Below are 12,918 nucleotides of genomic sequence, written 5' to 3' on the forward strand. Positions count from 1 at the left end.
TAGTAAATCCTAACGCTGGGAAGAGACAGGGGAACAATTCCAAAGCAGTTGGCAACAACGGCAGAGCTGGCAATAAGGGTAAGGTTGCCCCTGCTTCTGCCCGGGAAATCGCGCTTGATATAATGGTTAAAGTTGAGCAGCAAGGTGCATATAGCAATTTGCTGCTCAACAGCAGTCTACAGAAGGCTACACTTAGCAAAGAAGATGCCGGACTGGTCACAGAACTTGTTTATGGCTCTATTTCGCGGATGAACACCTTGGATTATGTGCTTGAAGGATTTGTTAGTAAAGGGATAGCTAAACTACAGCCATGGGTCCGTAATTTACTGCGGTTAAGTTTATATCAAATTATGTATCTGGATCGTATACCGTCCCATGCAGCTGTAAATGAGGCTGTTAATATAGCGAAGAAAAAAGGCCACCAGGGAATCTCAGGGATGGTTAACGGTGTGCTGCGCAGTGTGTTGCGCGCTGGTGATCTACCGGTTCTGCCTGAGGGGCTGAGTCAAGCGCAGCGGATATCGATATTATACTCACATCCGTTGTGGTTAGTGGAACGTTGGATTACCGAGTACGGTGTCGACACGGCGGAAGCGATTTGTGCATCTAATAATGAGCCGCCTGCGGTCAGCGTACGTGTGAATACAACGATGATCAGTCGTGAAGCTCTGCTGAACCAGATGATTGAACAAGGTCTGCAAGCTTCAGCATCTGAGGTTAGTCCCTATGGCATTGTTGTGAAAGGCGGCGGAAACCTAGCGCTCACCTCTTGGTATCGTGATGGATATCTCTCCGTTCAGGATGAGAGTTCTATGCTAGTAGCTGAAGCGGTAGCTCCGGAGCCTGGGATGAGGGTGCTTGACTGCTGCGCTGCTCCGGGGGGCAAAACAGCACATATGGGCGAGCTCATGAAAGATGAAGGATCAATTTACGCTAATGATCTGCATTTGCATAAAGCGAAATTGATCTCAGATCAAGCAGAACGTTTAGGTCTTGATTGCGTATCTACAGGCAGTGCAGATGCGCTGGAGCTGGAGCACACTTTAGAGCATCAATCCTTTGATAGAATTCTTCTCGACGCACCTTGTTCTGGACTCGGCGTAATTCGCCGTAAGCCAGACCTCAAATGGCGTAAGCAGCCGAAAGATGTGGCTAGCGTAGCGTCATTGCAACGGGAATTGCTGCAGTCGGTCTCTAAACTGTTGAAACCGGGTGGCATTCTGGTATATAGTACCTGTACTACTGAACAAGCGGAAAATAGTGAAGTAGTAGCTGACTTTTTGAAGCAGAATCCTGACTTCACCGCTGTAACTTTTGCCTCCCCATTATGGGACAGGCTGGAGGGTACTGCGCTGGCTGAGGGTGAGGGAATTCAGCTGCTGCCTCATCATTATGGGAGCGACGGGTTCTATATTTCCAAGCTGCAGAGAGTCTTGTAATATAGCAAATTTTCTGACAATTGTAGTATCCTCCGCCCGCCGGGCTACCGTACGGCGGGCGTTTTCTTTTACCGTCTCTGAAATTTGTGTTAAAATAGGAAGAATGAGAAATAATACGCATATCCTTATGAAAGAACAGGTGTAGATAATAATGAAACCTTTAATATATGATTTTTCTTTAGAAGAGTTACAACAGTGGGCGAAAGACAATGGTGAGCCTGCTTTTCGTGGTGGACAAATTTTTGATTGGCTGTATGTAAAACGTGTGAATGACTTCGAAGCAATGAGCAATTTGTCCAAAGGGCTTCGTCAGAAGCTGAATGAACAATTCTCTATTGCTGCACTAACTGAAATTACTAAAATGGAATCTAAAGATGGAACTGTAAAATTCCTGTTTGGATTGCATGACGATCATGCTATCGAAACAGTTATCATGAAACATAATTATGGCAATAGCGTTTGTGTAACAACCCAAGTAGGATGCCGAATCGGCTGTACTTTCTGTGCTTCCACACTCGGTGGATTAAAACGGGATTTGACAGCGGGAGAAATTGTAGCTCAGGTTGTTCGTTCCCAACAAATCCTTGATGCGCGCGGCGAACGTGTCAGCAGCATTGTTATCATGGGTACTGGTGAGCCGTTTGAGAACTATGATGCAACAATGAGATTCTTGCGTCTTATGATTCATGAGAAGGGCCTAAATATCGGACAACGGCATATTACTGTTTCCACCAGCGGTATTGTACCGAGCATTTATAAATTTGCAGAAGAAGATACCCAGATTAATTTGGCGATTTCGATTCATGCACCTAACGACGCCTTGCGTTCAAAGCTAATGCCTGTTAACCGCCGTTTTCCGTTTGATGATGTAATTGAATCATTGCGTTATTATCAAGCTAAGACGGGACGACGTGTCAGCTTTGAATATGCCTTGATCGGCGGGGTAAATGACCAACCGGAGCATGCTGAGGAATTGGCTGGGGTGCTTAAGAGCATGTTGTGCCACGTCAATTTGATTCCGGTAAACCATGTGCCTGAGCGGAAATATGTACGTACTTCACGCAATGATATCTTTGAGTTTCAACGTATTTTGGCTGATAACGGGGTGAATGTTACTATTCGCCGTGAGCAAGGCCATGATATCGCGGCCGCATGCGGACAGCTGCGTGCCAAACATATGGAGTTGGGGTGAGGATATTTGATCAGAACAGTTCATGCCAGCGATATTGGCCGAGTGCGCTCTGTCAATGAGGATTCGGTCTGGATCGGCGCGACGCGCCACGGTTATACACTCGGCATAATTGCCGATGGGATGGGTGGACATCAGGCTGGTGAAACCGCAAGCAGGCTCGCTTTGGAGACAATGAGGAATAACCTGGACGGGTTAGAGCCTGAACTTCAAGACGAAGCTCTGCGTGATGCGTTGTCAGCTGCTATTTTGGAAGCTAACAGCACTGTGTTCAGGGAGGCTTCCGGTGACGATAAGTATCATAATATGGGTACTACTGTCGTTGCTGTTCTTTTGAATGGATCAAACGGATATATTGGCCATATCGGAGACAGCAGAGCCTATTTAATAAAAGACAGTGCGGCAGTTCAACTAACCGAGGATCATACGCTAGTCAATGAGCTGTTCAAGAACGGTCAGATCAGTGTGGAGGAATTGGATAATCATCCGCGTCGTAATGTGCTGACGAGGGCGCTTGGAACAGATGCTGAGGTTGAGGTTGATATGGCGCCTATAGCTCTGTTACCAGGGGAAATTTTGCTTCTATGCAGCGATGGTTTAAGCAACTTTGTCACAAATGAGCATTTAGGCAAAGTAGCAGGTATACATGAGATATCGTTAGAGGAAAGAGCGGACCGTTTACTTCAGCTGGCACTGCTCGCCGGCGGTGGCGATAATATTAGCGTCGCTTTGTTAGAACATCATGGAGAGGCCGCTGTGCCCGAAACAAAGGAGTGGGATTGATGATCGGTCACGAATTGGGCGGCCGTTACCAAGTCATCGAACGGATCGGCGGAGGTGGAATGGCGCTCGTCTATAGAGCACATGACATTCTTTTAAACCGAAATGTCGCCATCAAAGTATTGCGCAATCAGTTTGTGCATGACGAGGAATTTATTCGCCGTTTTAGGCGTGAGGCGCAGTCTGCCGCATCTTTGTCTCATCCGAATGTCGTCAGCATATACGATGTAGGACAAGAAGACGAAATTCATTACATTGTCATGGAGTATATTGAGGGTCAGAATCTTAATGAAATTATAAAAGAACGAGCGCCATTGCAGGTTGATGAATCCGTACGGATCGCTTCACAAATCTGTGATGCCCTAGATCATGCGCATCAGAATCAAATTATTCATCGTGATATAAAACCACATAATATCCTGATCGGACGCAATGGACGGGTGAAAGTAACCGATTTTGGGATTGCCCGCGCAGTTACGTCAACAACCATTACACAGACCGGTTCTGTGGTCGGTTCAGTACATTATTTCTCGCCAGAGCATGCCAAAGGTGTCTCTACAGGAGAAAAGTCTGACTTGTATTCATTAGGTATTGTACTTTATCAAATGCTTACTGGAAGCCTGCCCTTTTTGGGAGAGAGTCCGATTAGTGTAGCTTTAAAACATCTGCAAGAAGAGTTTGAAGAGCCAAAACTTCTGAATCCACTCATTCCGCAAAGCGTTGAGAATGTAATTCTGAGATCAATGCGTAAAAACCCGGAGGAGCGGTACGACTCTGCCAAAGAAATGTTACAGGATTTGGAAACATGTTTATTGCCGGAGCGTCGCAGTGAGGCGAAGATTCTGTTCAACGATGAAGAAGACGAGGATCGTACGCGGGTTATCCCGGCGATAAAACCGATTCAAAGAAGCAATGGTAATCGTAATCATCGTGAGGAACGGATGGTTCGTGATGAAGATGATGAACCGGTGCCTTCAAGCAAAGGTAAAAAACAATGGGCAAAACCCACATTATGGATTGGGCTTACCTTACTGTTGCTGTTGGCTATGGCCAGTCTCGTATGGTACGTTAAATCACAGCTAGTTGTTCCTGAGGTTTCCGTTCCTTATGTAGTAGGTAAACAGATAGAACAAGCACAAACTGAGCTTGAGGATTTGGGGCTTGAGGTTGCTGATCCTATTCTGTATGACTACAGTCCGAATTTTGAAGAGAATGTGGTCATTAAGCAGAGTAGGGAAAAGGATGCCAAAGTGAAAAAAGGAGCGTCCCTTATACTCACTGTGAATACGGCTAAGCCATTACCCAAGATGCCAGATGTAGTTAACAAGAGCTTTGATGATGCGGTTAAGGCATTGATGGCGCTGGGTGTAGCCCAGGACAGGATTGATAATAAACCTCTCTATGACGAAAATACAGATGAAGGTCTCATTGTAAAATCTGACCCTGCATTAAATACTGAATTCGATCCTGAGACGGTTCAAATCACCCTTTACGTTAGTAAAGGAGAAGAAAGTGTACTGTTGCCAGATCTCATCGGTAAGACGGAGAGTGAGGCAAAGGCGCTGCTTGAAGGCGCCAAGCTTGTTCTTGGAGAAGTGAAGAAAGAATCCAGCTTCAGCATTGAAGAAGGTAAAGTAACAAAGACTTGGGCATTTGATAAAGGGACAGGTACTTCTGTTCCACCTGGAACAGCGATTACGATTTACTTAAGTACAGGTTATCCACCTGAAGCCCTGAATTATACCTTTAATGTGCCAGTCGCTCCTGCTCAGGATGGGAAAAAGAGCAAGATTCGTATCGAATTCGTGGATGCGCGCAATAATGGAGAGAAACAGGATTGGGGAACACGTACCATTGGAAAGAGCCAAGTGTTATCCGTTAATCTAGTATTGGCTCCTAATAAAGATGGTTCGGTTATTGTTACCCGTGACGGTGTGCTTTTGGACACTTATGTCATTCCTTATATCGATGCGAAGAACGGAACCGTTCAGGAGCCTGAACCACCAGTTATAGCAACACCACAGCCAACTCCAACACCTTCTGCTGAACCTACGCCTACAATTGAACCTACGATTGAACCGGAGATCTTGCCGGGTTCAGGTTCAGAGAATGACGGAGGGAATAACGGGGCGGTGAATCAGACAGGGTTCGTAAACAATAGTTCTATAAATAGTGAATCGACTAATAATGGCAATAATAAGCACAACAATAAAGGCAAGGATAAATCTAAAGATAAAAACAACAACTAAACAGGGTTTAACCTGAACGGTTGGCGTAGCGAAATGACCCGGGGATATCAGACTTGGGTCATTTTCGCAAAATCAGGAGAGGAAGGCTCACTATGTATGCCTGAAGGAATAATTGTTAAGGCGTTAAGCGGTTATTATTATGTGAAACCGCTCCGCGAAGGATTAATTGCGACTGAAGAGCATTCTGTTCAATGCAGAGGCCGAGGAATTCTCAAGAAAAAAGGGATCGCTCCGCTAGTTGGAGATCGGGTTATTTATATCCTTACTGAGCATGGAGAAGGAATGGTGGATGAACTTCTACCTAGAGAATCTGAACTGATTCGTCCACCTGTAGCGAATGTTAAGCTCGCAGTGCTTTTATTCTCCGTTCGGGAGCCCGATATGAACCTGAATCTGTTGGACAAGTTTCTAGTTCATATTGAGCATTCGGGTCTGGAACCCCTAATTGTTCTGACTAAACAGGATTTGGCGGATGATGATGGTGAAGCTACCCGTTATGTTAAAGAACTTTATGAGGATATCGGATATGAAGTGATGGTCACAAGTTCACTTACTGGTGCCGGAAGCGATGAGCTAAGACAAAGGCTTACTGGAGGCATCAGCGTATTTGCGGGTCAATCCGGGGTTGGTAAGTCCACCTTATTGAATCGTATTGTTCCAGGGCTTAAACTGGAGACTGGAGAGATCAGTTTACGATTGGGACGTGGTCGTCATACGACCCGTCATGTGGAGCTGATGGATATTGGTGGTGGAGGTTTTGTTGCAGATACCCCAGGTTTTAGTCAGCTTGATTTCTTGGAGCTTGGTGTAGAAGAGCTGTCCACTTGTTTTCGTGAATTTGCTCAATACGCATCCGATTGTAAGTTCCGGGGCTGCAGTCATCAGCATGAACCCGGCTGCCGTGTAATAGAGGCTTGGAAAGCAGGGGAAATTGCGGATAGTCGCTATGATCATTACAAACTGTTTTTTAATGAAATGAAAGATAAAAAGCGGAGGTACTAACATCATGATACGAATAGCACCATCTTTATTGTCGGCGGATTTCGCGCGTTTAGGTCCAGAAGTTGCAGAGGCGGAAGCCAGTGGTGGAGATTGGATACATGTGGATGTAATGGACGGTCATTTTGTGCCGAATATCACGTTGGGTCCACCTATTGTAAAAGCTGTATCGTTACATACCAAGCTGCCACTTGATGTTCACTTGATGATTGAGTCACCAGAACGTTATATCCCTGATTTTGCTGCAGCTGGTGCAAGTGTGATCACCGTTCACGCTGAGGCATGCGTTCATTTGCATCGTGTGGTTCATCAGATCAAGGAACTGGGGCTGAAGGCAAGTGTAGCAATTAATCCGGGTACTCCGGCTTCAGCGGTGCGTGAGGTGCTGGAGGATGTGGATATGATTCTGGTGATGACCGTTAATCCAGGCTTTGGTGGTCAAGCATTCATTCCTAACACTTTGCGCAAAATCACTCAAATTCGAGAATGGGCGAATGAAGTGAATCCAGATTTATTGATCGAAGTAGATGGTGGAGTATCGGAAGATACAGCACCATTGGTTGTGGCAGCTGGAGCCGATGTTTTGGTAGCGGGGAATGCAGTTTTTGGCCGGAGTGATCGTGCTGCGGCGATCCAAGGAATTCGAGAAGCAGCCGAATCAGCACTGTGTTAAAAAATAGGCGATTGAGACTAGAGGTATAGGCCAAGTCCTCGGTGCATAAATATGGTTACATGAGCAGAAATCTCATGTAGCCTTTTTTTGTTTTGGCAGGGAGGACTGCAGTTCGTTTCCGTTATTGACAAGAGGAAAGTCTCCTGCGTACGGCATGAATTGATGGGAGGGTAAATCATGAAATTTTACACGTTTAAGCTGCCAAGGTTTTTGGGAGGTTTTGTTAAAGCAATATTGAACACATTTCAGAAGAGTTAAGCCTCTAACAGAAAAGAAAACATGAAAAAAAGCACCTTACAAATGTAAAGGGTGCTTTTTGCTTCATATAAGTTATCGTTCGGTCTTAAAAATTGCTAAAGACTAAACGCGTTCAACTTTACCGGCTTTCAAAGCACGGGTGCTGACGTACACGCGTTTTGGTTTACCGTTCACGAGGATACGGACCTTCTGAACGTTAACTCCCCAAGAACGACGGTTGCGGTTATTAGCGTGAGACACGTGGTTGCCGCTGCTCGGTTTCTTGCCTGTTACTGCACATTTGCGGGACATAGATTACACCTCCTTATTCCTAACACCTGCATAAACAATACTTATCTATAATATCACAGCAAATTTTGCTACGTCAACCGATTCAAAAACATTTATTTCTTTTAATACTTATAGTACAATGTAAATTAGTGCATTATGTCCTGTTAATCATAGAATGATTAGGCATGAAGTTAGGAAGGGGAATTCTCAATTGAGTAAGCGTTCTATAAACGGAACAGATTTTACCGCTATGGTATTGGCTGGAGCGGATAAGCTGCAACAGCATGCAGAACACGTCAATTCCCTAAATGTTTTTCCGGTCCCAGACGGAGATACCGGTACAAACATGAATTTGACGATGACCGCAGGTGCGAATGAATTAAAGAGAAATAACACCACTTCTGTGGGCCAATGTGCAGGTGTACTCTCCAAGGGCTTATTAATGGGAGCTCGCGGGAATTCCGGCGTTATTTTGTCCCAGTTATTCAGAGGGTTTAGCAGGTATGCGGCTCAACATGATGAGCTTAATACACAGCAGTTCGCTGCTGCGCTGCAAACCGGAGTGGACGCTGCGTATAAAGCAGTTGTAAAGCCTGTAGAGGGAACTATTCTTACTGTAGCTAAAGAGGCTGCAAGACATGCTGTTTATTATGCCCGCCGTACTACTGACGTTGTGGAGCTGATGACAGAGGTATTAGCCAAAGCAAAAGAAGCCTTAGCTTATACGCCTGAGCAATTACCTGTATTGAAGCAAGTCGGTGTTGTAGATTCTGGCGGTCAAGGTTTGGTCTACATTTATGAAGGGTTTCACCAGCATCTGACGAACGGAAGTACCGGTCTGTCTGAATCTGTGCAAGGACAAACCCACACACCAGTTGCACCAGCGCCTAAACCCGTGTTAACGAAACCTGAAAATGAACTGTTTTCTGTACAGTCTTCTGCGCAGTCACAGCTATCTACTGAAGATATAGAATTTCTATATGATATGGAGTTTTTCATTAATCGCCAGTTAGGCGCTAACGTGAGAACTAATTTTGATGAGGAAGCTTTTAGGAAAGCGTTGTCAGTTAATGGCGATTCCATTATTGTAATTTCGGATGATGAGACGATTAAAGTGCATGTGCATTCTAAGGCTCCAGGTGAAGTGATGAACTTGGCTCTTCTTTATGGGGAGATCACGCAGATTCACATTCTTAATATGCGAGAGCAGCATCGTGACCTGCTGACTGCGGGTATGGATATTGCACCAATGCCTGATGTATTCGCTGATATGCCGAATGAGAAGAGTGCAGTACAAATGTCTCCTGCTGAGCCACCAGCTGATGATTTGGCACCTTACGGCTTCATTGCGGTATCTTCTGGCGCAGGTATTGCTGATATTTTCAAAAGCCTTGGAGTGGACGTAGTCCTAGCTGGTGGTCAAACAATGAATCCTAGCACGGAGGATTTCGTGAACGCGATTTCTTCTATATCTGCGAAGCATATTTATATTTTGCCGAATAACTCGAACATTGTTCTTGCCGCTCAACAAGCTAAAGATCTTCTAGAGGGCGAACGTGAGATTACGGTGATTCCAAGTAAAAGTATTCCTCAGGGAATAGCAGCAGCTTTTGCGTTCCAAGAGGAAGATGCTGTGGAGACTAATTCTGAGAATATGCTGGAAGCAATTTCTCATGTGAAGTCCGGACAAGTAACGAACGCTGTACGTGACACAAGCTTTGATGAGCTGGAGATTAAGTCGGGCCAATTTATTGGGATTTCTAATTCCAAAATTGTTGCTGCGGCAGATGATCTTTTGGCTGCAAGTCAGGCGCTGTTATCCAACATGCTGGAGAATGGCGACGAAATCGTCACGATCCTTATTGGTGCAGAAACAGAATCCGAGGCTACTGATTCTTTGAGTGAGTGGCTGGAAGAGACTTATCCGAATGTGGAAGTTGAGATTCATGAGGGTGGCCAACCCCTGTATTATTATCTGTTCTCTGTAGAGCCATAGATAGGAACTAATGGTTCTTTAACAATGGAGTAGAAATTTGCTATTGCGTAGTTGGCAAAATTATAGCTTGGGGGAGAAAATCCATGAATCGTACCATTATCGTCACCGACAGCACTTCAGATATCCCGCCAGCAATGGCGGAAACGTACGGAATTGAGGTAGTACCGTTGACCTTAATGTTCGGCGAAGAGGCTTTTAGGGACAATCTGGATATGACTCCGGAGCAGTTCTATGAGCGTCTTCCCCGTACCTCACAGCTGCCGACTACTTCTCAACCCTCACCGGTTGAATATATGAATGTGTACCGCAGTATTCTGGAGCGTAACCCGGGCTGTTCTATCCTTTCCTTTCATATTTCTTCTGGACTGAGCGGGACTTATCAATCTGCATTGCTGGCTAAATCGATGCTGGAGGAAGAGGGAGAAGGAATCACTGTTGTGGATTCTCTCTCCGCTTCTTATGGTTTTGGATTTATGGTAGTGGAAGCTGCCAGAATGTCTGCTGAGGGCAAAGGACCTGAAGAGATACTTGAGGCTGTAGAAAGCCTACGTCAATCGCGTAAGCTTTACTTCTTAGTAGATACACTTGAATATTTACAAAAAGGCGGGAGAATTGGGAAAGCCTCCGCTATTCTGGGGACACTTCTGAATATTAAGCCGATCCTGTCCATTGATGCAGATGGAATTATTTATGCGGTGGAGAAAGTTAGAGGCCGTAAGAAGGCTGTCGCCCGTATGATTGAACTGTTCAAGCGGGATCTGCAGGGTGTAAACAAAATCAATGTGGCCGTGGGTCATACGGCTGAACCGGCTTCCGGCGAGGAGTTCCTGAATGAGCTTGCAGGACACTTCACCTTGGAAGAAAAAGTGCTGACGAACGTCGGCCCTGTCGTGGGCAGCCATGTCGGTAACGGTACATTAGCTGTGTTCATTTGGCCTGCAAAATGAGGGATAAATATGACACTGGCATTAAATCAAATTGAAGTAAAAAACATAACTGGCGTGAGTGCTCAAAAGCAAAGCGAGCTTCACGCCTTTGGCGTCTTTACAGTAAAGGATTTGTTAGAGTATTATCCGTTCCGCTACGAGGATTATCGGCCCCGAACGCTTAGCGAGACTAAACACGGGGATAAAGTGACCGTAGAGGCAAAAGTAATCGGTATCCCTGTGCTGCAGCGCTTTGGCGGCAAGTCACGTCTCAGCTGTAAGATGGTTGCAGAGCCATGGATGTTCACAGCAACCTGGTTTAACCGCCATTACGTAAGAGAGCAACTCACTGTGGGACGGGAAATTGTGCTGACCGGCAAATGGGATCAGAAGCGCAATCAGATTACAGTGACTGATTATGAATTTCCGGATCGTGGTGAAGGGAAGACGGGAACACTGCAGCCAGTCTATTCAGTAGGTGGTAAGATCACGCAGTCCTGGATCAGAAAGGTTATTAATCAGGGACTTCAGCAGTATGGGGATCTGATTCCAGAGATTTTACCGTATTCTATTATGAGGGAATATGACTTCATGCCGCGTAAACGGGCCATTGCCACTATTCATAGGCCTGAGGACACTCGTGAAGGGCAGCAGGGGCGCCGTAGGATGGTGTATGAGGAACTATTCCTGTTCCAGTTGAAGATGCAAGCGTTCAGGGTTCTGAACCGCGGGCGGATGGATGGGGTAGTCCACACAGTGGATAACGCGACGGTACGCCAGTTCGTTCGCAGTCTGCCTTTTGAGCTTACAGATGCACAGAAACGTGTAGAGCTGGAGATTTTACATGATCTGCGTTCACCATATTGCATGAATCGTCTGCTGCAAGGAGATGTTGGCTCGGGTAAAACAGTGCTTGCGGCAGTGGCGCTTTTTGCTACGGTAAGATCTGGTTTTCAGGGTGCACTTATGGTGCCTACAGAGATTTTAGCAGAGCAGCATATGCGTTCACTTACCAGAATGTTTGAGCCGTTTGGGATTACTGTGGGACTCCTGACGGGCAGTGTGACTGGCCGAAAACGTAAAGAATTATTGGCCTCGTTGCAAATGGGGATGCTTGATATCGTGGTAGGAACACATGCTTTGATTCAGGAGGATGTATTTTTCCGTGATCTGGGTCTTGTAGTAACTGACGAGCAGCATCGTTTTGGTGTGAATCAGCGTGGTGTATTGCGGCGTAAAGGATATAATCCAGATGTACTGACGATGACGGCGACGCCTATTCCTCGTACGCTTGCTATCTCTGTTTTTGGAGATATGGATGTATCCACTTTATCTGAGAGGCCGAAAGGCCGGGTGCCAATAACTAGTTACTGGGTAAAGCATGATCTTATGGATCGTGTGCTGAATCTGATTAAGCGTGAAATTGATCTCGGTCGTCAAGCTTATCTGATCTGTCCGCTTATTGAAGAGTCAGAGAAGCTGGATGTGCAGAATGTTATTGATTTGCATATTCAGATGAGCCAAGCTTTCCCTAGCTATAAAGTTGGGCTTTTACATGGTAAAATGACTCCCGCTGAAAAAGATGAAGTGATGCGGGCGTTTTATAACAATGAGCTGCAGCTGCTTGTGTCCACTACGGTGGTGGAGGTGGGTGTAGACGTTCCTAATGCTACATTGATGATCATTATGGATGCGGATCGCTTTGGCCTGTCACAGCTGCACCAGCTGCGTGGACGGGTAGGAAGAGGGCGGCATGCCTCTTTTTGTGTGTTGGTAGCTGATCCAAAATCTGAAATCGGACGTGAGCGAATGACTGCCATGACCGATACGGATGACGGATTTGAGATTTCCCGAAGGGATTTGGAGCTGCGTGGTCCGGGGGACTTTTTTGGGACAAAGCAGAGTGGATTACCGGAGTTTCGGCTGGCAGATATGACGGCTGACTTTGAAATTCTCGAGCAGGCGCGGGATGATGTTGCTGAGCTGCTTAAGGATGAAGCCTTTTGGACATCACCTGAATATGCATCTCTTCGGCATTATTTACAGAGTGAACAGATCTTCCAAGGAGAATTAATTGACTAACTAGGCACATGTAGCACCGAAGGCTCATATACTGTGAAAGATTGGATATGACGGGAG

The 12,918-nt window shown here is 45.8% G+C and carries 11 protein-coding genes; 10 read left to right on the forward strand and 1 reads right to left on the reverse strand.

Annotation, left to right across the window (positions count from 1 at the left end; all coding sequences use genetic code 11):
• Nucleotides 1-122 precede the first annotated feature (122 nt).
• The 7 genes from rsmB to spoVM all read left to right on the forward strand — a co-directional run bounded on the left by rsmB (nt 123) and on the right by spoVM (nt 7,587).
• Nucleotides 123-1,439 (forward strand): 16S rRNA (cytosine(967)-C(5))-methyltransferase RsmB, encoded by a 1,317-nt coding sequence (gene rsmB, locus MHH46_RS12505; RefSeq protein ID WP_405132627.1) that lies wholly within the window; start codon nt 123-125, stop codon nt 1,437-1,439.
• Between the two features lie 151 nt (nt 1,440-1,590).
• Nucleotides 1,591-2,631: a 23S rRNA (adenine(2503)-C(2))-methyltransferase RlmN gene (gene rlmN, locus MHH46_RS12510; RefSeq protein WP_036686196.1), complete on the forward strand. Its 1,041-nt coding sequence runs from the start codon at nt 1,591-1,593 to the stop codon at nt 2,629-2,631.
• A gap of 6 nt (nt 2,632-2,637) precedes the next feature.
• Nucleotides 2,638-3,411 (forward strand): Stp1/IreP family PP2C-type Ser/Thr phosphatase, encoded by a 774-nt coding sequence (locus MHH46_RS12515; protein WP_076129149.1) that lies wholly within the window; start codon nt 2,638-2,640, stop codon nt 3,409-3,411.
• The gene (gene pknB / locus MHH46_RS12520) at nt 3,411-5,657 is read left to right on the forward strand and encodes a Stk1 family PASTA domain-containing Ser/Thr kinase (RefSeq protein WP_076179563.1); all 2,247 of its coding nucleotides are present in this window, start codon (nt 3,411-3,413) and stop codon (nt 5,655-5,657) included. Before MHH46_RS12515 ends, pknB begins: the two co-directional genes overlap by 1 nt.
• A gap of 96 nt (nt 5,658-5,753) precedes the next feature.
• The gene (gene rsgA, locus MHH46_RS12525) at nt 5,754-6,659 is read left to right on the forward strand and encodes a ribosome small subunit-dependent GTPase A (RefSeq protein ID WP_076179562.1); all 906 of its coding nucleotides are present in this window, start codon (nt 5,754-5,756) and stop codon (nt 6,657-6,659) included.
• A gap of 4 nt (nt 6,660-6,663) precedes the next feature.
• Nucleotides 6,664-7,329 carry a ribulose-phosphate 3-epimerase gene (gene rpe / locus MHH46_RS12530; protein WP_076189881.1) on the forward strand — a complete coding sequence of 222 codons (666 nt, stop codon included), beginning with the start codon at nt 6,664-6,666 and terminating at the stop codon, nt 7,327-7,329.
• A gap of 177 nt (nt 7,330-7,506) precedes the next feature.
• Nucleotides 7,507-7,587, forward strand: coding sequence for a stage V sporulation protein SpoVM (gene spoVM, locus MHH46_RS12535; protein WP_020431362.1), 81 nt, complete (start codon nt 7,507-7,509; stop codon nt 7,585-7,587).
• 102 nt (nt 7,588-7,689) lie between these two features.
• On the opposite strand, the gene rpmB is transcribed toward spoVM, so the two are convergent.
• Nucleotides 7,690-7,878: a 50S ribosomal protein L28 gene (gene rpmB / locus MHH46_RS12540; RefSeq protein ID WP_036686205.1), complete on the reverse strand. Its 189-nt coding sequence runs from the start codon at nt 7,876-7,878 to the stop codon at nt 7,690-7,692.
• 190 nt (nt 7,879-8,068) lie between these two features.
• Between rpmB and MHH46_RS12545 the strand changes: the two genes are divergently transcribed.
• From MHH46_RS12545 to recG, 3 genes are all read left to right on the forward strand, one after another.
• Entirely contained in the window at nt 8,069-9,853 is a 1,785-nt protein-coding gene (locus tag MHH46_RS12545) for a DAK2 domain-containing protein (RefSeq protein ID WP_076189882.1), read from the forward strand.
• A gap of 83 nt (nt 9,854-9,936) precedes the next feature.
• The gene (locus MHH46_RS12550) at nt 9,937-10,800 is read left to right on the forward strand and encodes a DegV family protein (protein WP_076129154.1); all 864 of its coding nucleotides are present in this window, start codon (nt 9,937-9,939) and stop codon (nt 10,798-10,800) included.
• 9 nt (nt 10,801-10,809) lie between these two features.
• Nucleotides 10,810-12,861, forward strand: coding sequence for an ATP-dependent DNA helicase RecG (gene recG / locus MHH46_RS12555; RefSeq protein WP_076189883.1), 2,052 nt, complete (start codon nt 10,810-10,812; stop codon nt 12,859-12,861).
• Nucleotides 12,862-12,918: the final 57 nt, after the last annotated feature.

Origin of the sequence: Paenibacillus sp. FSL H8-0175, from assembly GCF_045040615.1 — a bacterium.
In the GTDB taxonomy this organism is placed as follows: domain Bacteria; phylum Bacillota; class Bacilli; order Paenibacillales; family Paenibacillaceae; genus Paenibacillus_AQ; species Paenibacillus_AQ odorifer.